At 65.8% G+C, this 25378-nt stretch carries 28 protein-coding genes; 22 read left to right on the top strand and 6 right to left on the bottom strand.

Annotated elements, in window-relative coordinates:
- Positions 1 to 210: 210 nt before the first annotated feature.
- Positions 211 to 6201 (top strand): MobF family relaxase, encoded by a 5991-nt coding sequence (mobF, locus tag ABZV58_RS29055; protein ID WP_355003362.1) that lies wholly within the window; start codon positions 211 to 213, stop codon positions 6199 to 6201.
- On the opposite strand, the gene ABZV58_RS29050 is transcribed toward mobF, so the two are convergent.
- From ABZV58_RS29050 to ABZV58_RS29040, 3 genes are read right to left on the bottom strand one after another with little or no spacing between them, the layout of a single operon-like run.
- Complete coding sequence (locus tag ABZV58_RS29050; protein WP_355003361.1) at positions 6196 to 6711, bottom strand: hypothetical protein; 516 nt, start codon at positions 6709 to 6711, stop codon at positions 6196 to 6198. The two genes, mobF and ABZV58_RS29050, sit on opposite strands and share 6 nt — an antisense overlap.
- Positions 6712 to 6723: 12 nt before the next feature.
- Complete coding sequence (locus ABZV58_RS29045) at positions 6724 to 7599, bottom strand: SAM-dependent methyltransferase (RefSeq protein WP_355003360.1); 876 nt, start codon at positions 7597 to 7599, stop codon at positions 6724 to 6726.
- Between the two features lie 25 nt (positions 7600 to 7624).
- Positions 7625 to 8509, bottom strand: coding sequence for a helix-turn-helix transcriptional regulator (locus ABZV58_RS29040; protein WP_355003359.1), 885 nt, complete (start codon positions 8507 to 8509; stop codon positions 7625 to 7627).
- 133 nt (positions 8510 to 8642) lie between these two features.
- Between ABZV58_RS29040 and ABZV58_RS29035 the strand changes: the two genes are divergently transcribed.
- A complete protein-coding gene (locus tag ABZV58_RS29035) occupies positions 8643 to 9725 on the top strand; it encodes a helix-turn-helix transcriptional regulator (RefSeq protein ID WP_355003358.1) in 1083 nt (360 codons plus the stop codon).
- On the opposite strand, the gene ABZV58_RS29030 is transcribed toward ABZV58_RS29035, so the two are convergent.
- Positions 9615 to 10259 carry an NUDIX hydrolase gene (locus ABZV58_RS29030; RefSeq protein WP_355003357.1) on the bottom strand — a complete coding sequence of 215 codons (645 nt, stop codon included), beginning with the start codon at positions 10257 to 10259 and terminating at the stop codon, positions 9615 to 9617. The two genes, ABZV58_RS29035 and ABZV58_RS29030, sit on opposite strands and share 111 nt — an antisense overlap.
- 453 nt (positions 10260 to 10712) lie before the next feature.
- Here ABZV58_RS29030 and ABZV58_RS29025 point away from each other — a divergent pair, with 453 nt between their 5' ends.
- From ABZV58_RS29025 to ABZV58_RS28955, 15 genes are all read left to right on the top strand, one after another.
- A complete protein-coding gene (locus ABZV58_RS29025; protein WP_355003356.1) occupies positions 10713 to 11558 on the top strand; it encodes a hypothetical protein in 846 nt (281 codons plus the stop codon).
- Between the two features lie 68 nt (positions 11559 to 11626).
- Positions 11627 to 12130 carry a hypothetical protein gene (locus ABZV58_RS29020; RefSeq protein WP_355003355.1) on the top strand — a complete coding sequence of 168 codons (504 nt, stop codon included), beginning with the start codon at positions 11627 to 11629 and terminating at the stop codon, positions 12128 to 12130.
- Between the two features lie 276 nt (positions 12131 to 12406).
- Positions 12407 to 12976, top strand: coding sequence for a hypothetical protein (locus tag ABZV58_RS29015; protein WP_355003354.1), 570 nt, complete (start codon positions 12407 to 12409; stop codon positions 12974 to 12976).
- Complete coding sequence (locus tag ABZV58_RS29010) at positions 12973 to 13593, top strand: hypothetical protein (protein ID WP_355003353.1); 621 nt, start codon at positions 12973 to 12975, stop codon at positions 13591 to 13593. The genes ABZV58_RS29015 and ABZV58_RS29010 overlap by 4 nt, the downstream gene beginning before the upstream one ends.
- 508 nt (positions 13594 to 14101) lie before the next feature.
- A complete protein-coding gene (locus ABZV58_RS29005) occupies positions 14102 to 14560 on the top strand; it encodes a hypothetical protein (protein WP_355003352.1) in 459 nt (152 codons plus the stop codon).
- A gap of 129 nt (positions 14561 to 14689) precedes the next feature.
- On the top strand, positions 14690 to 15688 hold the full coding sequence (locus ABZV58_RS29000) for a nucleoside hydrolase (RefSeq protein WP_355003351.1): 999 nt from the start codon (positions 14690 to 14692) through the stop codon (positions 15686 to 15688).
- Complete coding sequence (locus ABZV58_RS28995; RefSeq protein ID WP_355003350.1) at positions 15663 to 16139, top strand: hypothetical protein; 477 nt, start codon at positions 15663 to 15665, stop codon at positions 16137 to 16139. Before ABZV58_RS29000 ends, ABZV58_RS28995 begins: the two co-directional genes overlap by 26 nt.
- A 68-nt stretch (positions 16140 to 16207) precedes the next feature.
- Positions 16208 to 16810 carry a hypothetical protein gene (locus ABZV58_RS28990; RefSeq protein ID WP_355003349.1) on the top strand — a complete coding sequence of 201 codons (603 nt, stop codon included), beginning with the start codon at positions 16208 to 16210 and terminating at the stop codon, positions 16808 to 16810.
- 62 nt (positions 16811 to 16872) lie between these two features.
- Positions 16873 to 17073, top strand: coding sequence for a cold-shock protein (locus tag ABZV58_RS28985; protein WP_355003348.1), 201 nt, complete (start codon positions 16873 to 16875; stop codon positions 17071 to 17073).
- Entirely contained in the window at positions 17070 to 17693 is a 624-nt protein-coding gene (locus ABZV58_RS28980; protein ID WP_355003347.1) for a TetR/AcrR family transcriptional regulator, read from the top strand. The genes ABZV58_RS28985 and ABZV58_RS28980 overlap by 4 nt, the downstream gene beginning before the upstream one ends.
- Positions 17694 to 17800: 107 nt before the next feature.
- A complete protein-coding gene (locus tag ABZV58_RS28975; RefSeq protein ID WP_355003346.1) occupies positions 17801 to 18013 on the top strand; it encodes a hypothetical protein in 213 nt (70 codons plus the stop codon).
- Positions 18010 to 18822 (top strand): SAM-dependent methyltransferase, encoded by an 813-nt coding sequence (locus ABZV58_RS28970; RefSeq protein ID WP_355003345.1) that lies wholly within the window; start codon positions 18010 to 18012, stop codon positions 18820 to 18822. Before ABZV58_RS28975 ends, ABZV58_RS28970 begins: the two co-directional genes overlap by 4 nt.
- A gap of 21 nt (positions 18823 to 18843) precedes the next feature.
- Positions 18844 to 19014, top strand: a complete 171-nt coding sequence (locus ABZV58_RS28965) for a hypothetical protein (RefSeq protein ID WP_355003344.1) — start codon at positions 18844 to 18846, stop codon at positions 19012 to 19014.
- A gap of 122 nt (positions 19015 to 19136) precedes the next feature.
- Complete coding sequence (locus ABZV58_RS28960) at positions 19137 to 19631, top strand: HIT domain-containing protein (protein WP_355003343.1); 495 nt, start codon at positions 19137 to 19139, stop codon at positions 19629 to 19631.
- Between the two features lie 77 nt (positions 19632 to 19708).
- Positions 19709 to 20686, top strand: a complete 978-nt coding sequence (locus ABZV58_RS28955; RefSeq protein WP_355003342.1) for an NYN domain-containing protein — start codon at positions 19709 to 19711, stop codon at positions 20684 to 20686.
- Here the strand turns inward: ABZV58_RS28955 and ABZV58_RS28950 are convergent.
- Positions 20644 to 21291 (bottom strand): NUDIX hydrolase, encoded by a 648-nt coding sequence (locus ABZV58_RS28950; RefSeq protein WP_355003341.1) that lies wholly within the window; start codon positions 21289 to 21291, stop codon positions 20644 to 20646. The genes ABZV58_RS28955 and ABZV58_RS28950 overlap by 43 nt on opposite strands.
- A 295-nt stretch (positions 21292 to 21586) precedes the next feature.
- On the opposite strand from ABZV58_RS28950, the gene ABZV58_RS28945 reads away from it, so the two are divergent.
- The 5 genes from ABZV58_RS28945 to ABZV58_RS28925 all read left to right on the top strand — a co-directional run bounded on the left by ABZV58_RS28945 (position 21587) and on the right by ABZV58_RS28925 (position 24328).
- Positions 21587 to 22558, top strand: a complete 972-nt coding sequence (locus ABZV58_RS28945; RefSeq protein ID WP_355003340.1) for a GNAT family N-acetyltransferase — start codon at positions 21587 to 21589, stop codon at positions 22556 to 22558.
- Positions 22559 to 22634: 76 nt separating this feature from the next.
- Positions 22635 to 23078, top strand: a complete 444-nt coding sequence (locus ABZV58_RS28940) for an ankyrin repeat domain-containing protein (protein ID WP_355003339.1) — start codon at positions 22635 to 22637, stop codon at positions 23076 to 23078.
- A 152-nt stretch (positions 23079 to 23230) separates the two neighbouring features.
- Positions 23231 to 23422: a hypothetical protein gene (locus ABZV58_RS28935; RefSeq protein WP_355003338.1), complete on the top strand. Its 192-nt coding sequence runs from the start codon at positions 23231 to 23233 to the stop codon at positions 23420 to 23422.
- 55 nt (positions 23423 to 23477) lie between these two features.
- Entirely contained in the window at positions 23478 to 24098 is a 621-nt protein-coding gene (locus tag ABZV58_RS28930) for a 3'-5' exonuclease (protein ID WP_355003337.1), read from the top strand.
- A complete protein-coding gene (locus ABZV58_RS28925) occupies positions 24095 to 24328 on the top strand; it encodes a hypothetical protein (RefSeq protein WP_355003336.1) in 234 nt (77 codons plus the stop codon). The genes ABZV58_RS28930 and ABZV58_RS28925 overlap by 4 nt, the downstream gene beginning before the upstream one ends.
- A gap of 61 nt (positions 24329 to 24389) precedes the next feature.
- Here ABZV58_RS28925 and ABZV58_RS28920 read toward each other — a convergent pair whose 3' ends face one another.
- Positions 24390 to 24674 carry a hypothetical protein gene (locus ABZV58_RS28920; protein WP_355003335.1) on the bottom strand — a complete coding sequence of 95 codons (285 nt, stop codon included), beginning with the start codon at positions 24672 to 24674 and terminating at the stop codon, positions 24390 to 24392.
- Positions 24675 to 25378: the final 704 nt, after the last annotated feature.

Here is a 25378-nt window from a genome sequence, read left to right as displayed (position 1 = left end):
AGCCACCGCACCCCTCATCGCACCCTCCACATTTCGCCCCTCCACCCTCCCTAAGCCACCCTTCCCTCCCCTCTCGCCCTCCTTTTCACAAGCACACCTCTGGCATCTAGGGCAACGATTCGGTAACGACCAGCGGTTTCGGTCGATTGTCCGATATTTCGGTACGCCACAGCCCTGGAAATAATTGCCGGAAGCGTGCTGGATGGGTTTATGACCGCGACGATTCATAAAGTCGTCGCAGGCAACGGCTTTCAGTACTACCTGCGAAATGTCGCCGCCCACGATACCGAGTCGCGCGGCCGCTCCAGCCTGTCGGACTATTACTCGGTTCATGGTGAGTCGCCGGGGCGTTGGCACGGCACCGGGTTGAGCGCACTCGGCATCGATGTCGACTCCGAAGTGACTGAAGCGCAGATGAAGTCGCTGTTCGGGTTGGGTCGCCACCCGAACGCCGAGACGATCGAAACAGCGGTCTACGACCGGCAGATCCACCTCGGCGCCAAACACAAAGACGCCGCCCGCGCCGCCGACAACGCGTCACGTTTAGGGAATCCGTTCCGTGTTTATGCCGAGGTTTCCGAATTCCGGAAACGCTGCGAACACGCCTTCCGCGAACACAATTCCACGCACGGCCGCGACCCGACCGCGGCGATTCCCGATGAGGAACGCGCGCGGATTCGCACGCACGTCGCGTTCGACATGTTCACCGACGACTACGGACGCGCGCCCTTGGGCGCGCGTGAGTTGTCGGGGTGGATCGCAAAGCACTCCCGCCCACCGACCACCGCAGTCGCGGGATTCGACATCACCTTCTCCCCCGTGAAGTCCGTCTCCGCGCTGTGGGCGATCGCACCAAGGGCGGTGGCGGAGAAGATCGAGGCCGCCCACCAGGCCGCGATCACCGATGCGTTGCACTGGCTCGAACAGCACGGCACCTACACCCGCTTGGGCCGCAACGGTATTCGGCAAGTCGACGTCGAGGGCATCGTCGCGGCCTGTTTCACCCACCGCGAATCCCGCTCCGGCGACCCCGACCTGCACACTCACGTGGTCATCGCCAACCGGGTGCGCACCCTCGACGGCCGCTGGCGCACCCTCGACAGCGCCGCCCTCTACCAACTCGTGGTCACTGTCTCGGAGATCTACAACACCCGCCTCGAACACCACCTCGAAACCACCGTCGGTGTCGAGTTCGCCGCCCGACCCGGCACCGACCCCACCAAGCGCCCGATCCGCGAAATCATCGGCATCCCGGTGGTGTTGATCGAGCGCTGGTCACAGCGCGAGGCCGCGCTCAAAGCCCGGCTCGGTGAACTGGCCGCGGACTTCCAAACCCGGTTCGCACGCGAGCCGGCGCCGATCGAAATGTACAACCTGGCCCAGCAAGCCACGCTGGAAACCCGCCCCACCAAACAGCCGTCGCGGTCGCGAGCCGAACAACGCACCGCGTGGCGCACCGAAGCTGTCGAGCTGCTCGGCGGCCGCAACGCCCTGGCCGATGTCGTCGCGGCGGCGTTGCACCCGGTGCGCGCGGCGCGCGCGACCGTGTCGGCGCAGTGGATCAGCGGCGTCGCGCAGCGGGTGCTCGAGGTGGTTTCCGAGCAACGCTCGACTTGGCGACACAGCAACATTCGCGCCGAAGTCGAACGGCAAGTACGCGGCCACATCACCCCAGGTGATTGGGAATGGGTCACCGAAGCGGTCACCACCGAAGCACTCTCGCCCGCTCACTCCATCGAACGCGGTGACCCAGACCTGGCCGAGGAACCCGCTCTACGGGTGGTGCCCGAGTTCGTGCGCCGCCGCGACGGCGGCAATGTCCACGTGCGCGCCGACACCGGGCTCTACACCTGCGCGCGCACGCTGGCGGTCGAACAGCAGCTCATAGAACTGTCGGTGCAACCCGGTGCACGCCAACTCCCCTCGACCATCGTCGCCGCCGCGGTGCGCGACTACAACACCGCCAACCCTGATCGACCGCTCAACGCCGGACAGATCAGCGTCATCGAAGGCTTCGCCACTTCGGGTCTGCGCGTGCACACCGCGAACGCGCCAGCGGGCACGGGGAAGACGACCGCTATGCGGGTGCTCACCGACGCCTGGCACGCCAGCGGCGGACGCGTGCTCGGTCTGGCGCCCACGGCCGCCGCGGCGGCGGTGCTGGGTGAGTCGATCGGCGCGCGGGTGGAGACCGTGGACAAGCTGCTCGACGTCCTACACCGCCACAGCCCGCGCCCAGACAACCCGGCACTGGCGCGGGAATTCACGCCGTCGTTGCCGCAATGGGTACTCGACATCGACCCCGACACGTTGGCGATCGTCGATGAGCATGTCAAGATCGGCAACCACAAACGGCTCCGACTGCTGCAATTCCTGGCGTCGCGCGGGGCGACGATCCGCTGCATCGGCGACGACCACCAGCTGCCCGCGATCGAGGCCGGCGGCGCTGAGGCCGACATGGCCGCCACAGCACCCGAGCAATCGATGACCCTCACCCACGTCGTGCGGTTCGCCTCCACCGCGGAAGCGACCGCGAGTTTGGGGCTGCGCGAGGGTAATCCGGCCGCGTTGGGCTGGTATCTGGACAACGGGCGCGTGCACGCCGGACACCACGGCGCCACCCACGACGACGCCTACACCGCCTGGATGCGCGATCACCTCGCTGGCCGCGACACCATCATGCTCGCCCCCACCCACGAAGTCGTCACCGCGCTCAACGCGCGCGCCCGCACCGACCGAATCCACCGGCAAGGCGGGCGAATCGGCGCGGAAGTGAAGCTGTCCGACGGGCTGTGTGCGTCGGTCGGTGACACGATCCGCACCCGCCGCAACGACGCCCAGCTGCGGTTGGGTGCGCGCGATTGGGTGCGCAACGGCTACGCCTGGACCGTCGAGAAGGTCCACCACGACGGCAGTCTGACCGTCACACACCTACGTTCCGGCCGCCAAACCGGCGCGACGGTGCGACTTCCCGCAGAGTATGTCGCTGCGCACGTGCGGCTCGGATACGCCACAACGATCGATTCCGCGCAAGGAATCACCGCCGAGACCTGCCATGTCGCGCTCACCGGATACGAATCCCGCCAACAGCTCTACGTCGCCCTCACTCGCGGCGTGCACGCCAACCACGCCTACGTTCCCACCGCACTCGACGGCAGCGAGGCCTCGTTCTGGAGCGAACCCGCGGTCTTTCCGCGCACCGCCGTGGAAGTACTGCTGCGCGTTCTCGACCGCGACGGCGCACAAAAATCCGCCCACACCCACCTGCGTGACGCCCTCGATCCGCACCAACGCCTCGGGCGCGCGCTCGATATCTACCTCGACTCGATCGGCCTGGCCGCCGAACACGCCCTCGGACCCGACGGCCTCCAACGCATCGACACCGCCGCCGAAAACGTGCGCGCACACCTCACCGACAGCCCCGCCTACCCCGTCTTGCGCCAACACCTGGCGATCATCGCCATGGCCGGACGCGACCCCGTCACGGCGCTGCAGGCCGCCGCCGAGGCACGCGAACTCGACACCGCCGACGACCCCGCCGCAGTCCTCGACTGGCGATTGGACCCCACCGGCGCCCACTCCACCGGACCCGGGCCGCTGCCGTTCGCTCATGGGCTCCCCCGCGCCCTAGCAGAAGGTCCGCTCGCCGAGCAATTGCGCGCCCGCTACCGCATCATCACCGACCTCGCTCGCCAGATCGGCGACGACACCGCCAGCTGGACACCCGCGACCGCACCACACTGGGCACGACCCCTGCTCGGCATCGACGCGAGCCTGGTGGCCGAGTTGGCAGTGTGGCGCGCGGCCCTGCATGTTCCCGACCGCGACCTCCGCCCGACCGGGCCACCCCGCTACGCCGTCCTCGAGCGCGACTACCAGCAGCGCCTCGATGACCGCCTCACCGAGCTGTTGGGGGATGTGCATCTGCCGGTGAACAAGTGGGCGCCCGTCGCCGAACAGCTCGATACCCGCATCACCGCCGACCCGTACTGGCCAACCCTGGCCGACAAGATCGAGCTCGCCGACCGCGCCGGCATCGACATCACCCGGCTCCTGCACGACGCTGCCGCCCGTCGACCACTGCCCGATGAAATGCCCGCCGCCGCGTTGTGGTCGCGGCTCGAGCTCGAACCCTCCGCCCTCGACCACGGACTCAGCGGCCGCGATCTACGCCCGGACTGGATTCCCTCCCTGCACACCGTGCTCGGCCCGGCCACCGCCGAACGCGTCGTGGCCGACCCCACGTGGCCGCGGATCGTGGCCGCGATCGACCGCGCCACCGGCACCAAATGGACACCCCACGAACTCCTCGCCACCGCCTACGAACTGCTCCTCAGCGCCCAGCCCCACCACGCCCCCAGCCTGCGCCCCGACCAACTCAGCTCCGCCCTGGCCTGGCGCATCGACACCCTCCTGCGCCACAACCCCACTCCGACCGCGCCCTCTCCCGCCGACCCGAGCACACCCGAACCGGCCGCCACCGCGCCCAGCGAGCCCAATATCGACCCCGTCCAGGAGCCCCACATGGACACCGATCACAACCACACCCGCCCTCCCCAACCGACGCCGACCGAGGAAGCCACGACCTACCCCGAAGCCGACAACATCCCCACTGAACTGCGAACGGTCGCCGAACTCTTCCGCACCGGGCAGCTCACCGACGCCGTCACCGCCTTCCGCACCGCCACCGCAACACTCACCGGCGAACAGCAGACCATTCTCACCGCAATCGCGGAAACCCTCTACCGCAACAGTTTTCCCATCGCCCGCGCCCGCCTGACATGGGCCGCCGAACGCTACCCACAGCACGCCGCCCTCATCCGCGCCTGCACCCCCGCCACCGACCCGAACACCCATCGACCCGACGACCAAACCCGCCAACCCACCTACCGCCGCGACCGTCGTCACGAAGCCGCCCACGACCACCGCCAATACCGTGACCCGACCCGGCGACGAGCACCGCGCACCCGCGCCGAAATGGCCGCACACGACCTCGCCGAGGACTACTTCGACCAGCGCGCCGACACCCCCATCCCGCCGCTGGACCAACCGCTCGACGACGGCATCTGGAACCCCTTTTCAATCCACCCTCCCACCAAAAAGCGCCTACCCGGCTACACCATTGATTACGATCGCGCAGCCCTGCCCGACACCCGCGGCCTCGAATGTGTGAGCTGCGGACTCGAACGCCAACGAGTCGACGCCACCCCCGTTCCTCCGCGCCGCAGCGATGATGGACTGTGTGGTCAATGCCGCGAGAACGGCGACACTGGCATCCCCGACCACGATCCCGCCGAACACATTCAGGCGCGCTGCGCGCACCTCACCGCCACCAAACCGCCCGCCGCCGCGCGCGCCATCCTGCGCCGCGACTGGCGCGCCACCCCAAAACCGCACCAGCGCAGCATGATCGAGACTTGGGTCCTCGAGCACCTTCCAGAAGACACCATCGCCGAGCCGGCACAGACCTCGCCGATTGACCAGAGCCCCGACAACCCGCTGATCCTGCTCACCGATGACCAACTCGCCCAGGCCATCGACCACCTCGACCTGCGCCTCGCAATCGCCGACACCGAAACCGCGATCTTCAGCCCACCCGTACCCGACGAACCCGACCGCGACGAACTTGTGCGGCACCATCGCGCCGCGCAAGACGCCGTCCGCTACGCCCACCACGCCGAGAAGCACCTACGAAAGGCGACGCAAGCCGCTCACACCGTTGCCGCAGACCTCGACCACGCCCGCGCCACGCTCGACGCCACCCCCAGCTACCGACGCAGCCAACGCCGCGAATTGCAAGCGCGAATCCGCGCTTTGATGGCCGAGCACCTCGACTTGGAACACCGCCGTGACACTGCCCGCACCACCGCTCGTACCGCCCGACGTGAAGCCATCATGCTCGCTGGGCCTGAATCCGAATGGGATCACGTACTGACCGGCCAGCCCGAGCCACCGGCACTCGAGACGCCAGCCGCACCTGACGAAACCGACACCGAAGAACGCAACCGTCTCGTTGACATCAACGAACAACTCGATCAGCTTCGGGCCGAACAGCAACGCCGCCGCAGACTACTCCCGAGCCAGCGCGAAGCCGAGTCGCAGCTACGCGCGACGGCGGCTACGCCGGACCCCGTGTACGAGTTGAGCGATTGGGGCGTCGCACTACACGAACAGCAACCAGACGACGGCCTCGGGCTATGAGCTGTCAGCGCCCGGTGCTCCCTGGAGGCCTACCACCCCGACACTGACTCTCACCTGGCTGGCAAGTCCGAGCCCTGCGAAACAGTGCTCAGGTGAGTCGGGCAGGCAGGCGGCAGTCCTGAATCGGTCGAGATCGAACTCATGCCGTCGAACTCCATCTAGGAAGGCGTCGAACTCGTCGGCGTCGAAGGACAGCGCAACTTCTTGAACGGTTTGGTCTCTTGTCTCGGCGGCGGTGAAGACGTACGCCCCGTCGAGCTGGCGTTCAATCAGTACGGCCCCGTGGTCGAAGCCGCCGGCACGGAGTGCGGCTTGAAACGCGTCGAACTGTTCATCGGTCAAGATCAAGATTTCGTTCGAAGGGAGCGCCTTGTCCCGACCGTCGTCGGTTGCGAGTTTGTCGTCCCAGATGACAGTCCAGCCCTGCTTTCGCCCTACTCGTACGCAGTTCTGGCCAGCCGAGCTTTGTGCTGCCTTGATGCAGTCCCGGGGTGTAAAGATTGGCAGCATCGTCTTCCTTTCTCACGGCGCGGACTTCGGCTCTGCCTCGACTTCGGTCGAAGCAAGCGGACAAACCTTTTGCCCGACAGCGGCGAAGTTGCAGGGGCGCGCAGGGTCGCCGACATCTACAGGCGCCTCGGGCAACCAGTCGGTGGCGTAGGTGACTCCAGGAGGCTCGTGAACGGTGAAGCCGTCGAAGAATCGAGTGAAGGCATTTCGGTCACGCAGTTGTACGGGGTCCGCGGTGGCTTGATACAGCGCTGCAGCCGCTGCGATCTGCTGTTTGGTCTGATCGTCAGCGTCGTCAAGCGACACGTGCGTGCTCGCGAAGTAGCTACCTGTAGGGAGTCGATCACGGAGCGCCGCGACGACTCGATGGGGGTTGCTGTCGTCGGGGATAAATGGCAGAACCGAGACGATGAGCAACCCGATTGGCTGGGCGAAATCCAGCAGTCGCCGTGCTTCTGGGTGTTCAAGGATTCGGTCTGGTTCCAGCAGGTCGCCCTCAATGATCGCCGTGATGTCCAGGGAATTTTCCGCTCGGAGCAGTTGGTGGGCGCGGGCAACGGCATCGAGATCTTTGTCGACGTAGACGACACGAGTGTCGGGGACAATCGCTCGGGCGATCTCATGTGTGTTGCCTCCAGTCGGCAAGCCCGAGCCGATGTCTAGGAACTGCCGGACGCCCCGCGAGACCATGAAGCGAACGGCGCGGGCGAGGAAGGCACGGTTGTGCACTGCCCAGGTATGGAGGAAGGGAAGTTCTTCGTACACCCTGTCGGCGAAGAGTTGGTCGCTTCGATACACCGGCTCGCCGGTGAGGTAGTAGTGGTACAGACGTGCGGACGTCGGCTTGCCCGCGTCGACTTCCCTGGCCTGAAAGTCGTTGTTGGCCATTAGCGTCCCCCTTGTTCAGGTCGTGTTATGAGATTCTGAGCTGGATGCTCCGGGCGATGTGCTGGATGAATTCGCGCGAATCCTGTGTGCTCAGCGCAGCCGCGCTGAGCCGAGCGAACAGTGTCTCGCGCGTCCCCACGGGTGGTTTGTCGATGATGTAGCGGATTTCGCCGAGGGCTTCCACGACCGCTAGTTCTAGGTCTCCTGCCGCGCCAGGCGAGGGGACACGGATGAGGGTGTAGCGATCCTCCATGCCCCCACCGGGTACCGGGGTGTTGAACGGCAGGACCTGGATCAGGATGTTCGGTCGTTGCGAAAGCTGCACTAGGTGCGTGAGCTGATCCAGCATCACCTCGCCCTTGCTATCGCCGTAGCGTCGTCGCAGGCATGACTCGGACAGCACGGCGTGGAACTCCGGCGGCTCAGGCTTGAACAGGTTCTCTTGCCGGGCCAGCCGCGCTTGTACCCAGTCCTCGACTGTCACTCCAGTGGTGTCGTCGGACATGTGAGCGTGGAGCGCACGAATGTATGCCTCGCTCTGCAGCAGCCCTGGGATGATTTCGGACTCGGCCACACGCAGTCGATTGGCTTGTTCTTCCAGATCGACGAGCAGCCGAAGCTCCTCGAAGTAGACACGACGGTGACCGCTAGTCCAGAAACCTCGCTGGTGTTTGTCGCGCCGCAGCTCCAGCAGACGCTGGATGTAGAGCTCTTCGTCGAACCCGAGGCCTTTGGCGAGGACTTGAAGGTCGCCCGCCGAGATCCTGCCAGTCCCTGCGATCAGGCTGTTGATGCGCGACTGTCCGACTTCGATGATCCGTCCGGCTTCGGCCTGGCTCATGCCAGAGGCACGGATCATGTAGTTGATCTCGCGTCCAAGCAGCAATCCCCGGGCAGTCCGCGTCGCCATGACACCACGGTAACTCTTGAACGGATGATGAGGATTCGGTTCCCGAGGTTTGATTATCAGGTTATGTTTATCGAGGCGAAGGCATCGCCCGCAGCGAGCTCTGCTACCGACTCAGGTTTCAGGAGGAGGCGCGGTGACGATCGATGGCAAGGACATCCGGCGAGCACGCGCGGACCGAGGCTGGTCGCAGGCGCAACTTCTTGGCGCGCTGCGTGCGCGAGCGGTTCAGCACGGGATCGTCTTGATGACGCCAACGAGTCTGAGAGTGGCGTTGTCGCGGTGGGAGAACAATCGCGCACGTCCAGATGGAGTGCACAGTCGCTTGTTGCGTGAGGTCTTGGATCTCCCTACCCACCAGCCTGCTGCTGTCGATGAGGGCGACAGCCTGTTCGGGGTTCTGCAGAGCCACACCAATAGTCTCCGAGTCCTGGATCGGCGTTTCGGCGCACCTGCGGCTCGTCTGCAAACGGCTGCGCATGTCACGGCACTCGAAACGATGTGGCATGGTGCCAGTGGCGCCGATCGAACGGTGATCGCGCGAGCTCAAGCCGATGCCGCCGCCCTCGCTGCATGGCAGGACTTCGATGTTGGGGATTTCACGGCGGCGACCGAGCACTACGCTCAAGCCCGAATCGCCGCGTCCCGGGCTGAGGACGCGATACTCCTGGCCCATACGATTGGCGAGGAATCGGTCCTTCTCGCCGAAACAGGACATGGCTCCACTGCATTGGCACAGGTGGCGCGGGCGGAGCGCATGCCGCGGCTGCCGGCGTTGCTTCGATCCTGGTTATCGGCCACCAGGGCGCAAGTGGCGACGTACTCACCCGGCATGTCAGCTGATGCGCGCGAAGCGCTGATGACAGCTGAGGTCTTGTTGCCCGACCGGTCAGGCGATGAGAACGACCTTCCCTTCATCGCGCACGACCCGATTCATCTCGCGCGGTGGGCGGGCCACATTCTGGCGCGCTTGGGTGATCCCGCGGCAACGGCTCTCACGCTTGATTCGATGCGGGCGATCCCTGAGGATTTCGTCCGCGCTCGGTGCGCCCAGCAACTGGATCTTGCCGACGCGGCGCTCAGTGCGGATCGCCGCGAGGAGGCGGCATCATTGCTCTCTGACACCGCCGAGCGCATCGGGGTGCTGGGCTCGGGACGGCTTCGGAGACGCCACAACCTGCTGGTCAGACGAAGCCGTCATCTCACCGCTGCCGTGTAGCGCGAGCGCAGCGAGCATCCCAACCGCAGTCCCGGTCCCTAACAACTGCGCTTTCGCCAGGAGCTCACCCGTTTGTGCCAACGGGACCCAAACTAGTTGCCCGGTCTCTTCCAGGTCGGCAGGCTCTCCAACTTGACGCGGTCCTCGTCCGATGTAGATGTAGTGGGGAGTCTCCACCAGACCTGGCATCGGCTCTAGGACAGCGGCCAAGACGAGCTCGTCGGCAGTGAATCCTGTCTCTTCGAGCAGCTCTCGGCGCGCGCAAGCTTCCGGTTCTTCGTCATGATCGAGGATTCCGCCCGGCGATTCGAAACCGATCTGGTCGACGATCCATCGGTGCCTACGCAGCAGCAGAGCGCGACCGTGCTCATCGATGATTGTCGCAGTGGCTACCGGATTCAGACGCACAGCGTGGTGACTACGTTCCACGCCATCTGGTGTGGTGATGCGATGGCGAGAAACCGATAGCCACGGCTTGCCGTCATACACCACCTGTCCGGATTGCACCGTGGTGAGCGGCGGCTCCTCGATCATGACTCCACGGTACCGGCACGATTGTCGTTTGCTGAACGCCGGAAATGTTTGCTGGATGCTACGAGTTGCTACGTTCCCAGCGAACGTCGCTGCGGTCACTCTGGATTCATGACCTGGATGGCCAACATTGCGGCATCCCACTCGCGGCGACAACGAAATGGGCGTAGCAACGCTCACCGCGACCACGCGCATGCGCAACGACGTGCGGCTCGCGAGCCTGGTCGGTCCGACAGATCGACCGCCGTGCTCGCCACAGAATCGGCGTTGAGCCCAGCTGCCGCTCAGGTCGTGCTGAGCACGAACTGCAATGCGTCGCCGGAGTTGTGGGTCTTCGCCACAGCGCTTCTGTCGACCGGGTTAGACGACGAGTAGGGGTTCACTGCCATGTGGTTTGGATACGCACAAGCCGAACTGTTGCCTGAGAGTCGGGCTCGTGATGCTGTCCGGCGGGCGATGTTCGAGTACGCGTCGTACTTCGGTTTCGGATCTGGCGAATTGTTCGTCGAGCCGACGGCACCGGAGCTGGTGCTGCACTCGATGCTCAATGAGATCGACCGAAGCGATCCTGTGGTCGCTATTATGCGGCGACTGGAGCAGATTGCTGCATCACGAGAGATAGACCTCCGGCGCGTGCTCGCTGCTGATTCTCCCCGCACGCAGACGTTGTGGCGGATCATGGAGGACATCGAAGGCGCCGGTGGCGGCCATCTGATCGTGCCGTCCCGTGAGCATTTGACCCGGCTCGGTCCCTCCGGCAATGCGGTGATCCAACGGCTGACACAGATGCCACTGGCACACATCTACTTTCTCGACACCGATCCCTCCGCCGGTCGTCGAATAGCAGAGAATGTCCAGACATCTGCCCAGACCTCGCGCGTAGGCGAGCAGATTCTCGTGGAGTCGTTAGTTGGCGCGATTCCCACGGTGACCAGGTTCGACGTGGTTTCCAAGCTGACCCGGCTCGGATGGCCGGAGGTGATGGAGCCGGTTGATGAGTTGTATGTGGCATTGGTCAGCGACGCCGTCGCTGCTGCTGAAGCAATGGGCATGCTCGGGTTCGGGCCTGCTGGCGAGCAAGGTGTCATTCGCCTGCTTCAACTGAGCGATGGCGGCCTCGTGGTCGAACTCGAGCAGTCCCGTCATCGCCTTGATGAGCCCAGCGCCGAACTGGTCAGGCTTTCGACGCATGTGGAGCGGTTCACCGATCAGGGACGCACGTTCACTCGATGCGCCCTACCTGCCGGGCTTGCGCCAGTACAGGGTCGTGCGATCCCAGAACTGGCGGGTGAGCGACTGTGAGCGCCGCAGCGCAGGTAGGACCGGTGATACCGATGCCATCCCACCGGACCACAGACGGGGGCCTCGGCGTGGCGGGCCTGCTCGGGCCGGAGCAGTTGCTTGCCGCCATCGCTGGGCACCTCGTGAACGGCTCGGCGTTGATCGGGTGGGCACGTGAGCTCGGTGATCTACACGCAACCCTGCTCACGAGCGATGTCGACGGGGCGCAACGCCCCGTCGATTACGACGAAGCGGATTTGCGCGACCAGATCGTGCAGGTGGTCGGTGAGATCGATGAGTGGGCGGTGTTCCGGCTGCCCCGCCCAAGCGGCGCGCGCAGGCACACGCACTCCCTCGGCGAGGTGATCAGCCACGTCGCGAAGAACTTCGCCGCCGCGTGGTGGACGATCCGACACACAGAGGATGAGCAGCTACGTCACGAGGCGTGGTTCCACCTGGGCCAAGTCCGTGAAGGCTACGCCGATCTCGTTGCCGACATCCACGCCCGTCGCGTCGAGCTGCCGTTGGGTTGGCACGGCATCAGACCTGCACCGGGCGATATGACCAGCACGGAAGTCTCGCGCGGCCGGTGAATTCGCTGGGCCCGAGCCAGTGAGATGCCATGCGCCCAGCAGTGGTTGGCGACTGTGACAGTGCGGCTGCCGCCCAGGCCCAATCGCGGGTGTCGAGCGCGGAGAGGACATACGTAGTGACACGACGATGGCGGTCAGGGCGACGTCAGCACCCGCGGTGGTCTGACCGCTCGGAGAAGTCCATACGGCCAGGTCGAGTAAGTGCTGCTGCCGCAGTGGGGACGACAGCAGTTTCGGCCGTAGGCGTTGTACGGCACCTGCAGAGCAGGGAGCTACATGCTTCGCGCCGCGCGTCATCACCCGGCCCCTATGACCTTGCAGCTTGAGACAGGAGTATCACTGCCGGTGGATTCCGACGATCGGCCCCTCAGGGGGCTTCCCCAGGCACAGGACTGGGTCCGCCAGTTCACCATCCACTACCCGATCCAACGCAGTGTTGGTCAAGCCGTCGCGGCGTTGCTGCGGTGGCCGCTGAAACGGATCGCCAGCCGCCCACGGCCGCAACCGCGCGCCCATTTGCCTGGCTGGTTTTTCATGCTCGCCGCACGCCTCCTCGACGACCACGCACAGCGCGCCGCGACCGACGACCCGGACGAGCAGGCCGCCCTCGATCGGCGCATTGCCGGACTGGTTCGCCGCATCGACATCGAGTCCGCCGCGATCATCGGAATCCCTATTGCCGAGGTGGGTTTGGGTGAGCTGGTTTCGCAGATGGCACGGTGCTGGATCGCCTACGCCGTCTGCCCGGGTGACCAGACCGCGCTGACCGCGACGCTCGCGACCCAGCGGACCTACGGCGACCGCGTCGAGCAGCTGGCGCAGCGGCTGGCGGGAGGAATCTGGTGACCGCACCGGATTGGTATGACCAGCTTCCGAGCGCGCGCACGCTGTGGCGTGCGCTGCGCACGCCGGTGTTCGATCCCGGCGACTACGCCTACCCGGAGGTGGTGGCCGCCACGGTCGGGCTGCTCGATGCCCACTACCGCCACGAAGCAGCGGTCTGCCAGCTCACAGGAATAGCGCAGTGCGGCGGTCATATTGAGGAAGACGAGCGGCGGGTGGTCACCGACTTCTTCGCTGCGGCGAGCCGTGACATCGCTGCCCTGATCACCCGTGTCGACACCTTCACCCACCATCGTGTGCTCGCCCTCGGTGTGGACGACTGCTCTGCCGCGCTGTATCCGTGTGGGCTCGGGACCGTGCTCGCACGCCATGCCCGCCGCTGCGGTGACGGCGCTGCCGGACATGGACCGACTGCTCGCGGTATGGGATGGTACGTCGTCACCGGCCACGACGCTGGATGGGCACTGGCAGCCGCGCGGATCGGCACGCTGGTGCCCGACTCGACCGTACTGACAGTTTTGGCCGAGGAGGCCAGTGCCTATAACCGCTTGGTCGAGCGGGTGCTCGCCGGACAGGTGCGCCTGCCCGCGCCCACCCGAGCAGATCGGACACCGCGGTGAGAGGCCTGCTGCAGCGCAAGCCGCCGCCACCGCCATCTCCGCCGGTCGCAGTCGGCTACATCAACCTCACCCGCCTGGACCCCGGGGCGAACATCGCCGAGGTCGGTGCCCGCATGCGTCATCGCGCTGAGCAGTGGAGATACGCCTGGGGCGGAACCTATCTCGACCACCACACCACTCGCAGCGACACCCTTGAGGCTTTGGTCCGCCGCGCCGCACGTGACCCCGGCATCTGGGCGATCGTCGTGCCCGACGACGCTCATCTGTCAGCCGGGCGAGCGGTGTTGTGTACCGGAACCACCTTCGTCCGAGGTCGGCAGCACCGACGGCGCCAACCATCGTCCACCACAACATATCCCCCACCTACCCGTAAACCTCCCCCGGTCTGCCGCGCCGGACCAATCCGTGAAGGATTTCCTGTGACTGCCGTTCTTCGGTCGTCGGCCCGCCCGACAGCGAGGTTTCCAGCGTGCTGTGTCCGTGGCCTGGCTGTGCGGGCGGGTGCGTCATGGAACACGCGACCCACGTCATGCTCACCATGTGGTCGACCTACCTCGATCCGGCCACCATCGGCGACCGCCAGCTCGAAGGCCTCATCGGTGCGGCGACCGGCCTGCGACGCAGCATCGCACGCGCGATAGACGACGAGGTGACGTGGTATTTGGGCAACCGGCCCGAGGTGGTGACTCTTGCCGATGACAACGACGAGATCGTCACCGTGGGTGATTTGATTGGTCGAATCACCATGCTGGTCGTGTTCCTCGACCAATGGCCTCTGGAGCAAGGCCAGTGCCCGGTCGCCCCGGCCTTCACCGCGTTCGGCCGCCAGTACGAGTCACTGATTACCGACCTCGTCGCCGGAAAGCGTCGCCAGCCTCGCCGCCGCCGCGACGGCGCGCCGCCGATCCCTCAACCACAGCGCATCGAGCTGGCCTCCGTCCGACGACGCGGCCGCCGCAAGCGCTGACCGGGATCGCCTGGCCTTGGTCAGCCATACCCGGTTCACAACAGGCGCGCGCACGCCCGCCAACGCACGCAACACGGAAGGATTCTCTTGCGCTCTTCGACTCACGACTGTTCCCTTGGCGCGGCGCCCGTGACAACGGCTGCCTCGTCGGCCGTATCGCCGACGGGTCCGGCGGTGTGCGATGACCGGGTCGTTGTCTTCGACACCGACATCGGCTACGACCTCGACGACATGGTGGCCCTGTGGGCGGCGGCGCGGTCGGTGCGCAACCTGATCGTGCTCACCAATGACGAAACCCGCGGCAGACGAGCTCAATTCGCGCGGGCACTGCTCGATCACATGGACCGCCACGACGTACCGGTCGTCGCCGGGCGTGAACTGGGCGGCGATCACCGCTTCCTGCTGGGCGACGCGCTGATCGAGCCCGCGGTGCCGGTCCTTACCGACGTCGTGGAGGTCATCGCCTCCGAATGTGCCCGTGCGACCCAACCATTGACTTGGGTGGGGTTGGGGCCGCTGTCCAACCTCGCCGATGTACTGACCGTCTGCCCGCATCTGGCCGAGCAGATCCAGCTCACCCAAATGGGTGGCTGGCTCGATCACTACCGCGACCCGACCCGCGCCTCCCACAACCTGCGCATGGACCCCGCCGCGGCCGGGCTCGTGCTGCGCGCCGCGCACCGCCCACGCTGTGTGCTGTCGACCCACACCAACGTGCCCGACATCCGAATCACCCCCGACTCGAGCCTCTTTGGATGGTTGACCGCGCGTCAGGCACCAGTGTGGAGCCAACTCATCCGCGCCAACTTCGAGCGCTGGTTCGCCCGCCGCCCCGCCAGCTGGCTGGGCGACCCGCTCACCCTGGCCTCGGCCCTGGGCGAGCCCGTCGTGGACTACGTCACCGAAGCAGTGCGCATCGAATGCGACGCCCGCCTCTACCGCGACCCGCACGGACGCGCGATCGAGGTCTCCGCCGCCGTGGACTACCCGCGCTTCCACACCTGGTTGGCGGAGCTACTTCCCACCGAGGCATGGCACGCCTCGCACGCCGCCCTCAGCACGAGCCCGCGTCCACTCTTTCCCTGCGGCAACGGGACCGGTGATGTTCGAGAACTGCCACAGTCCTGAAGACGTCGCTGACGTCTACCTTCGCCTCGGGTTCCCTGTCACCTGCGTGGGTGGTCGTGTCGCGCTCATCGCCACACCCACACGCGGTGCAGTTGCCATGCCCGCCCACCTCGTGCCGCGCGTCCGTTCCTGGCTGACCGACGTCAGCACCACAACCACGACCCTGGTCGTCGGTCGCCCTCTGTCCGGACCAGCGACCCAGGTGCTTCTCGTCGGCCCGGCTGACAAGCGTCGATTCAGCACCCAAGTGCTGGACTTGCTCGCTGACGCGGGCGTGCAGCCCCTGATCGACGGCCAACGGGTTTGGTTGCCGATGAGCGATTCCGGGACCGGCTGGACCTGGATCGGCGGGATCCAGCCGTTCCTCGGCATCCGCCTGCCATCAGCGACCAGCGTGCTCACCGCCGCACACTACCTACTCCTGGCAACACGGCGCGGCACCCTTCCCTGACACCGCGCTTCTCCCGCTGCCTCAATCGCGCGCAACCTCAGCCGATCCTGAGAGGAGGACTCCCCGCAGTGACCTTCAACCGCCCTACCGCCTCCGCCGCATCCGAGCGCGGCGAATGTCAACAGCTGCTGACCGCCACCGCGAGCCTGTTGCTCAGCCGCGGATACGCCGCGACGTCGATCGGGCGGATCTGCCTGCGAGCAGACACCACCCCAGGGAGGTTCGCTGCTCACTTGGGCCGCAAGTCCGACGCCGCCCACGCCGTCGCTGCCCATCTCACCCGCCGCGCCGTGGACCGCATCAACCGGTTCACACCCCGCGACGCTGAGCACCTCCTCGCGACGCTGACCACCTGGACTCGGCTGCTGACCACCCGACCGGGCTGGATCTGGCTCGAACTCGACCTCGCCGACCTCGACCCGCCCAGCCGCGCCGAGGTCTACGCCCGCGCCGATCGCCTGCGCCGAGCCCTCACCAACCTGCTCGCCCGCAGTCCCTGGCTCGACGTGTCCGACCGCGGCGACAGCGAACGCGAGCAGCTGGTGTCACTGCTGGTCACCCTCGTGCTGGGCACGGCCATCCAACACAGCCACGGCACCACATTCACCACCGAAACGGTGTACTCCCACCTCGCGCTGGCACTCGGTACCAACCGCCGCGACAGCCCCTGACATCGAACACCACCCTCCGAACACTCTCCCCACCCTGATCCCAACGAATTTCGAGGAACCCCATGGAAACCGGCACAGTCAAATGGTTCGACGGGGCGAAAGGCTTCGGATTCATCGCCAGCGACACCGGCGGTGACATCTTCGTCCACCACTCCGAAATCCAGACCGAGGGCTGGCGCTCTCTCGATGAGGGGCAGCGCGTCCAGTTCGTCCGAGGCGAGGGTCCGAAAGGCCCTGCGGCACAGCAGGTTCATCCGCTGTGAACGCCGGTCACCACCCCATTGACTGCGTGCTGGGCGTCGCGGACACCGTCGCGCACCGGCCCGTTACCGCGACCCGCGACCGTCTCCTGCGCGCGGCGATGGCGTTGCTGCTGACCCGCGGCTACGCCGACACCAACATCGACAGGATCTGCCGAGCCGCCGGGACAAGCTACACCACCTTCACCAACCACTTCGGCCGCAAACGCCACATCGCCCACGAAGTCGCCGACACCCTCGCCACCCGCGCGACCCACCGCATCTCTCGGACCATCCCCCGCGACACCGACCACCTCATCACCACCCTCGCCATCTGGGCCAGCATCCTGGCGACCAGACCCGGATGGGTGTCGCTGGAACTGGCCCTCGCCGCACTCGACGACACCAGCCGCACCGAGGTCAGCGACCGAGTCAGCGTGATCGGCGACGCGCTCAACGAACTGCTCACCGCCACAACCAGCTTCGACACTTCCGCGCCGCGGATCGACGTCGATTTGGTGGTGTCGTTCCTGCTCACCGTGGTCATTGGTATGACCGTGCAACACGACAACGGCATCGAGACAACGATCTCCGGCATCAGACCTCAAATCGAGCTCATCCTGCGCGCCGCCCAACTTCCCTGAGACCCGAAAAACGTCTGCGGTGCAGTGCACCGGCCGTTCGTCTTGCCAGCCTCGCGGCCGACGTGCCACCCCGCCGCCGCGACGACCATTCGATCAGGAACACCACCATGGACTCCACTACCGAAACCGACCTCCCCGCCCGCCAGCGCGCCAACCCCAACGGCAGCGATGCTGTGCTGAGCGAAACGCAGGTCCGGGCGATCCCGACCAGCGCTGACCTCGAGCTGCTGCACGTCAAGCTGTTCGGCCTGCGCGCCGAACTCGACCAAGCCGCCGCACCTGGGCATGCGCGGCGTAGCGGCCGAGGAGACGCGCAGTGACCTACAGCGACGCCGACCCGCAGCTGATCCGCAAAGATATCCCGCAGTCGGCGCGGATCTGGAGCTACTGGATGGGCGGCAAGGACTACTACGAGATCGATCGCATCGTCGGCGACGAATGCCGCGAGATCTATCCCGACATCACCGCCATCGCCCGCCAATCCCAGCAGTTCCTCGCCCGCACCGTCACCTACCTCACCGCCGAGGCCGGGGTGCGCCAGTTCATCGACATCGGCTGCGGTCTGCCCGCGCTCTACAACACCCACGCGATAGCCCAAGCCATCGCACCGGAATCCGGAATCGTCTACGTCGATCACGAGCCACTGGTCCTCACGCACGCACGCGCGATGCTGACCAGCAGCCCAGAAGGATTCACCTGCCCACTCGACGTCGACTTCCACGACACCGAACAGATGCTCGCCGATGCAACCAATATCCTTGATTTCAGCAAGCCGATCGCGGTGCTGTTCGTGGGAGTCCTCGGCTACGCCCGCAGCTACCCCGACGCCGCGAAGATCGTCCGCACCACCACCACGGCGCTGCCCGCAGGCAGCTATCTGGGCCTGTGGGACGGCACCGACAACCACCCCGACCACACACGAATGTGGGACTTCTACAACCAGACCGGCGCGGTCAACTACACACCCAGCACCCGCGACCAGATCTGCGGCTACTTCGACGGTTTGGAACTCGAAGACCCCGGCGTCGTAGCGATCAACCAATGGCGACCCCCGGTCACCGACCTCGGCCGCACACCCCAACCGCTGCCCGCCTACGGCGCCCTCGCCCGCATCTCCCCACACCCGTAGAGACGAAAGAGCCAGTCACCTATGCCGAACCGGCGAACACCCGCCAAGCGCCTCACGACCCTGCTGGCCCGACTCGGCCGTTGGCTGATCTCCGACCCCGGCTACCGCGGGCCGGCGGGCGAGCTCACCGATGACGACGAGGTACAGCGGCACACCTTGCCACCCTGGCTGTGGCCCGACTCGCCCCGATAGGCACACAACGCCAGCCCATCCGCGTCGAACACCTACTGGTTCTCAGCGACGGCGACGCCGCACACAATTCGCCGTCCCCCAACCTATTCCGTTGTACACGCCACCAAAAGGAGACATCATCCGTGCCGGACGTTATCGCCCGACCTTCCCCGGAGCAGCGCACTGATCCTGCCCGTTCGTGCCTCTTCTGTCGTCACGCCGATCCGAACGTGAACATCGTCCCTGTCCGCAGCCGCCTCTGGTATGCCCGCTGGGACAACTTCCCCGCCCAACCGGGCCACCTCCAGCTCGTCTCCTTCCGCCGCATTCCGTCGTTCTTTGACCTCACCAGCCCGGAAATGCATGACCTGCGCACGGTCGCGCGATCCGCGCGCCAACTCCTGCGCGACCGACTGCGACCTGATGGCTTCACCATCGGAATCAACGACGGCGAAGCTGCCGGACGCAGCATCGCCCACCTCCACATCCACATCATCCCCCGCTGGCACGGCGACCTCCCCAACCCCCGCGGCGGCATCCGCCGCCTGTTCCCCCACTGCGACGACGCACTCGACCAAGCCGCAGCAACCATGGCCCGACCCGAGGTCTCGGAGGCTTCGATGGACGGGCGCCGGTGAGCTCGTCGACGCGCAGCGCGCAACCTCGCCGGTCCAACGTATCGGTCACCGCCGGACGCGGCGGATACTGTGCGGCAATGGATTCCGAAGACAATCGGGAATCGACTCGCCGCGCCGCCAGTGTGCGAACAGTTGCCGGGCGCCTACTTGTCACGATGGGTAAGCGGTTACTGAGCGATCCGGTGCCTGGACGGGATGTCGGGACCGCGCAGATCAGTCCTGTGCTGCACGGCCGTGGCGAGGTGGCGGTGCTCATCGACGCCGACAACGCGCCTCCATCGCGGATCGGCGCCGTGCTCGAAGCTGTCGACCGCTACGGCACCGCCCACCTCAAACGCGCCTACGGAGACTGGAGCCAACCACACCTGAGTGGATGGCGCGCGCCGCTGCTGGCCCACTCGATCCGACCCATACACAATCCAAGCTGGACCACCGGTAAGAACGCCACCGACCTCGCCATGGCCGTGGACGCGATCGATCTGCTCCACACCGGCAACTACGCCGCCTTCGTCCTGGTGACCAGCGACGCCGACTTCACCGGCCTGGCGATGCGTCTCCGCGAATCCGGCCGCCGAGTCTACGGATTCGGTGAAGCTAAAACACCGAAACCCTTAGTCACCGCATGCGACGAGTTCACCAACATCAACACACTCACACCCTCCACCAGCAACCCCACGCCAGCTGCCTCCGAACCGCCAGCTGCAAGCACACCTGACCCAACTCCCCTCGACACCACCGTGATCGCCGTACTACGCGCCGCGGTCGACCATGCGGCCGATGGTGACGGCTGGGCGCACCTCGGCGCGGTAGGGAACGTTCTCAAGATCCAGCACGGCATCACACCTAAGGCCTACGGCCGCAGGAAGTTCGGCAACTTCGTCAAAGCCAGTGGCCTGTTCGATGTCCAAACCCGCAGCCCTGGCAACGGCAAGTCGAAGGTCACCTACATCCGCAACAAACCCACACCTAGGCACCCAGCCGCTGCCGGACCGCACCGGCTCGACGGATCAGATCAATCGAACACGGTGGGCAGTGCGGGATCGACCCAATGCTGATGCATCAGCCTGATCTGGCTTTCCAAGATGCGGGTCGTCGACAGCACAGGCAGCTGGTCAATGGGAAACCAGCCGATATCGAGCGTCTCCAGCGGGTCCGGGGTACCGGAGTCGTCGACGACGTCGCACAGGTAGTACAGCTTGAGGACGCTGAACAGCAGCTGCGGCTGGTGACCTTGGGCGTCGCGGTCCAGCGCGGCGACGAGCTTGCGGGCACGCACGACAAGACCCGCTTCCTCTCGCACTTCCTTCTCCACGGCTTGGGCGGTGGATTCGCCCGCGTCGCACCATCCCCCAGGTGGTGCCCACCGCTCATCTTGACGGTCCTGGATCATCAGGATGCGACCCTGATCATCGAACACACCCGCCCGTACATCGACTTTCGGTGTGCTGTAGCCGGTTTCGGCGGCCAGGATCGCCGTCAGCTGCTGCGGTGGTCGGCCGCTGACGGTCGCCAACAACTCCGCGGCGAGCTTCTGGGTTTCGGTGTAGCGCTGGTGATCGAATTCGTCGCGGCCGTAGGTCAGACCGTTCTGCGCGATGTCGGCGAGTCGTTGGCCGATGCGCAGGAGGTCGGCTTCCATCGAATTGCCGATGTCGCCCATGGGTGTCCTCCAGGAGTGCCGTCGTCGGGTCAAGGTGCGGGGTGAGCCGGTAGGTCGCGGTGTCGCTGGCAGTGAAACCCAGGCGCTCGTACAGCCGCTGAGCTGGGTGGTTGGTCCAGCGCCATCCGGAAGTCAGTGCCGGTGCCATTCGTTTATGCGGTCCGGGCCGATGCCACCTGACCCCTCAGGCGAGTCGTCGATCCAACCCTCGCCGCCAACTGGCCACCCGCTAAGAGGATAATGCGTTGCGCTGCTGACCCTCGCTAGCCAGGCTCAGGTGATGAGCGTATGGAGGGTGGCTGCCGACGATTGGCAGGTCGTGCGGGCTATACGTTTGGAAGCGTTGCGGGAAGCCCGTGACGGTGTCTTCGGTTCGGGGTTCGAGATCGCCTCGGCGTGGAGTGAGGTGCAGTGGCGGGTCTGGATGGCCCAGCGGGTGTTGTTCGTCGCATGGGCGGACGATGCGCCGGTCGGTTCGGCCGGTGGGTTTCTCGACGACGGACAGCCCTCGCTGGTGTCGATGTGGGTCCATCCGAACGCCCGCGGCACCGGCGTCTCCGATGCGCTTGTCGGCGCAGTCGTCGACTGGGCACGGGCAGCCGGACATCACCGGCTTCAACTGTGGGTAGTCGAGGACAACGACCCTGCTCGCGCGCTATACACGCGGCTTGGATTCATCGAAAATGGCTGGCGCAAACCGGCATTGGACAATCCTGATGTCACCGAGATCGTCGAGATGTCGCTGCCGCTGACCTCGGGTACCAGCAACCAGGCTGATGTCCGGCTGCGGTTGCTCGGGCCCGGCGACGAGCAGCAGTTCCTGTCGGTCCGCCGCCGTCTGCATGCCGATGGCTTCACCTTCGCCAAGGACTACAGCGGACCGTGGGCTGCCTATCTCGATCGGCTCGACAGGACTCGCCGCGGCATCGACCTCGAGCCCGATGCGGTGCCGAGCACCTTCCTGATGGCCGAGGACACCACCGGGCAGATCATCGGCAGCAGCGACATCCGCCATCTGCTCACCGACAAATTGATGCACTGGGGCGGCCATATCGGCTACGTCGTCGTCCCCGACAGACGCGGGCAAGGTATCGCGACCGAGATATTGCGTCAGACGCTGCCGCTGGCAAAGGATCTCGGCATCCTGCACGCCAGGATGACCTGCCGGACCGACAACCTGGCCTCCCGTCGGGTTATCACCGCCTGTGGCGGCGAACTCGACACCATCACCAGCGACGGCATCTGCCAGTACTGGCTCCCAACCTGATGCTCGCCGGGCGGCGGATCACCGGCAACTCCTGCCACCTGTTCGAAGCCCCGCGATATGAGGAGGACCACCGCCGATGTGGAAAAAGAAGCAACCCGCCGTCTACCGCGACCGCGAAGGCCGCACCGACCTGCACTACGCCGCCGCCGACACCGAAGGCGACAACCACACCCGCGTCGCCGAACTCCTCGCCTCCGGCCTGGACCCCAACGACCGCGACAACGACGGAGTCACACCCCTGCACGGCGCCGCCCAATACCACGGCCTCGACACTGCACGCGTACTGCTCGATGCCGACGCCGAGGTCAACGCCCAAGACAACCAGGGCGATACGCCACTGTTCTACGCGTTGCGCAGCCCATGGAGCACTGCGGCGGTCATCCAGCTGTTGCGCGACCGCGGCGCAGACCCGCTGCTGGCCAACGCTCGCGGCACCACACCCCTGTCCTACATCCGCATGATCGCCAACAAACCCGACATCCGCGCCGTCTTCTCCGACCTGCTCGACGACGAACCGTGAGGCGCCCGCCGTGCGGCCGCTGCAGCACCGCGTCGGTGTGCCCACGCCCGTCGCCTCGACATCGACTATCTCGACCTTGATCAGCTCGGCATCGACCGCGACAAGTCGTCTTCGCGCTGCGCGAGGGGGCATAAACACCGGCCATTCACTTCATGGCGTTGAACCGCCAGCCGTACTATCGGCGCGAGCACGCGATGACGGCCGACACCGCAGCCAGGAGCCGCATCTGGAGCTTGATCGGCTCCCAACAGCTGCTTTCGGCCGTCGACCTAGGCCCGCGCGCAGTCAAGGCCATCATCACCACAGGCGCGCGCTCGGTGAGTTACGGCCGGACCCACGACTAGCCGCTAGGACAACCTGCCCTCGGACCTCGGCTACGTCCACGATCAAGGAGACGTTGTGACCACCCCAGTCCCGCCCGCGCTCACCGGCAAAGCCCTCGCAGTCGTCGACGTCGAAGGCAACGGCACGACTCCACCGGAAATCATCGAGATCGCCATTCTCCCCATCACCGCCCGCACCGTCGCGGCGAGCGAAATGCGCTCCTGGCTGATCCGACCGAAGACACCGATCACCCCGATCGTCACCCGCAAGGTTCACGGCATCACCAACGCCGACGTCGCTGAATGTCCGGCTTGGTCGCAAGTTGCGCCCAACATCCGCGCCATGCTCGACGAGCGGATCTTGATCGCGCACAACGCAACGGTCGAACACAAGGTGCTGTCCGCGCATCTGCCCGGCTGGGCGCCGCCGATCGTGCTCGATACCCTACGGCTGGCCAAAGCGGTGTGGCCGGGCTTGCCCGGCTACGGCTTGGACAAGCTGATCGATCACACCGCGCTCGACACCGCCGCGCTGGCCGATCAGGGCTACCACCGCGCCGCCTACGACACCTGGGCGGCCTGGCAGCTGCTGCGCCGTCTAGTCGATGACAGCGGTCTGGATTTCGACGGCATCCTGCGCACCGCCGCGCCAGCCGGATTCGTATCACCGCTCAAACCCGAAGGAGGACTGTGGTGAACCAGATCGACAACGCACTACTCGACAGCCTCGCCCTGAATGCCGAAGGCGACGGGGTGCAGCAGCGCGTCGGCGCGATCGTCCACTTCAACGGCAAAGTACTTCCCCTGCAACGGCCCCCTGCGGACTTCATGGCTCGCATCGGCACCTGCCGCGATCGCCGCATTATGCACACGCCGCGGGCTTCGCAACGCCCGCGAATCGCCGCGACGGTTTTCATTAGCTGTTGACCGTTGCGGCCGATTTCCGCGAGGTCGCGTTGGAGTTGGTCCTCCCACTGGTGCAGGTCGGTCATCGGCTTTCCTCGGTGTGGTCTGCCGGATCGGTCGATGTGACGATGCGCTGGCCGATGCTGATGTGGGCGGTGTCGCGGCGGTCCACGACCAGGGTGAATTCGTCGGGGTTGCGGCCGCCGCGGAACTCGACTCCAATGACGTGGATAGATGCTCCGCTGGCGGAGTCGTAAAGAACGTCGCCGGTGGCGATCTCCCCGGAGCGCAGTCGCCCGGCGACGAGCAGGCCGCCGCGTCCGGGGATGTCGAAGATGTCGGTGACAGTGAAGTCGACCTGGGTCATGGCTGTACTCCTCGGAATCGGGCGAGTGCGGGTGCTTCGGCCGCGTAAGAGTCCACGGATGGTGCTCGTGCCGAGTTCGCGGCCATCGCGAAGCTGGCGGACGTGGGCCATTTCGTGGGCGATCGTCGCGACCAAGGTCTCTTCGTCAGCGAATGCTGCGGGTCCGAATCTGTTTGCGCGCCTCCGAGTTCGGAGGGGGTGACCGCGACTGCGTCTTGGAAGTCAAGGTAGCGGACCTCATCGAGTTCTTTGAGGATGTAGAGCTCGACACCGGTGAGGTCGATTCCCGCGCGTTGCGTCGTGAAACGCTTCGATACTCGTAGGTCGGTCACCAGTACCCGTGGAGATGAAGCACAAGCGGGGCCGCGACGCCACTCCTGTCAGCTCAAAGGCGTACCGGAAGATCGGAGAAGGCTGCCAAGGGGTCGCGCGCCCGGTCGAAACTCATCGAAGTTGCCAAGATCGTGGGGCATCCGCGGGCATGTCGTCCACCTACTGTCATGCGAGCGAAGTCGGAATAGCCGATTTAGGCAGGCTAACCACTTGGGTGGTTTGTCGGGGGCCGGGGAGGTGCGGTCGCTGCGGCGGTCCGCGCACTCAAGGGCGCCGTCGAGCGCATCCTGCGTCGGCGGTGGCCGTCGAATCCGAATCAACGTGTTCGAACGAGATGGGGAACAGTTGCTGGCCGACCTACTGAGATCGAA

Source organism: Nocardia sp. NPDC004654, assembly GCF_040609595.1.
Lineage (GTDB): Bacteria > Actinomycetota > Actinomycetes > Mycobacteriales > Mycobacteriaceae > Nocardia.
This window is presented reverse-complemented; position numbering and strand designations above follow the sequence as displayed.

Coding starts and splice junctions, on each gene's coding strand:
- mobF (WP_355003362.1), top strand. CDS start 211: ATGACCGCGACGATTCATAAAGTCGTCGCAGGCAACGGCTTTCAGTAC.
- ABZV58_RS29050 (WP_355003361.1), bottom strand. CDS start 6,711: ATGCTGCCAATCTTTACACCCCGGGACTGCATCAAGGCAGCACAAAGC.
- ABZV58_RS29045 (WP_355003360.1), bottom strand. CDS start 7,599: ATGGCCAACAACGACTTTCAGGCCAGGGAAGTCGACGCGGGCAAGCCG.
- ABZV58_RS29040 (WP_355003359.1), bottom strand. CDS start 8,509: ATGGCGACGCGGACTGCCCGGGGATTGCTGCTTGGACGCGAGATCAAC.
- ABZV58_RS29030 (WP_355003357.1), bottom strand. CDS start 10,259: ATGATCGAGGAGCCGCCGCTCACCACGGTGCAATCCGGACAGGTGGTG.
- ABZV58_RS29025 (WP_355003356.1), top strand. CDS start 10,713: ATGTTCGAGTACGCGTCGTACTTCGGTTTCGGATCTGGCGAATTGTTC.
- ABZV58_RS29015 (WP_355003354.1), top strand. CDS start 12,407: ATGCTTCGCGCCGCGCGTCATCACCCGGCCCCTATGACCTTGCAGCTT.
- ABZV58_RS29005 (WP_355003352.1), top strand. CDS start 14,102: ATGGAACACGCGACCCACGTCATGCTCACCATGTGGTCGACCTACCTC.
- ABZV58_RS28995 (WP_355003350.1), top strand. CDS start 15,663: ATGTTCGAGAACTGCCACAGTCCTGAAGACGTCGCTGACGTCTACCTT.
- ABZV58_RS28985 (WP_355003348.1), top strand. CDS start 16,873: ATGGAAACCGGCACAGTCAAATGGTTCGACGGGGCGAAAGGCTTCGGA.
- ABZV58_RS28975 (WP_355003346.1), top strand. CDS start 17,801: ATGGACTCCACTACCGAAACCGACCTCCCCGCCCGCCAGCGCGCCAAC.
- ABZV58_RS28965 (WP_355003344.1), top strand. CDS start 18,844: ATGCCGAACCGGCGAACACCCGCCAAGCGCCTCACGACCCTGCTGGCC.
- ABZV58_RS28955 (WP_355003342.1), top strand. CDS start 19,709: ATGGATTCCGAAGACAATCGGGAATCGACTCGCCGCGCCGCCAGTGTG.
- ABZV58_RS28950 (WP_355003341.1), bottom strand. CDS start 21,291: ATGGGCGACATCGGCAATTCGATGGAAGCCGACCTCCTGCGCATCGGC.
- ABZV58_RS28940 (WP_355003339.1), top strand. CDS start 22,635: ATGTGGAAAAAGAAGCAACCCGCCGTCTACCGCGACCGCGAAGGCCGC.
- ABZV58_RS28935 (WP_355003338.1), top strand. CDS start 23,231: ATGGCGTTGAACCGCCAGCCGTACTATCGGCGCGAGCACGCGATGACG.
- ABZV58_RS28920 (WP_355003335.1), bottom strand. CDS start 24,674: ATGACCCAGGTCGACTTCACTGTCACCGACATCTTCGACATCCCCGGA.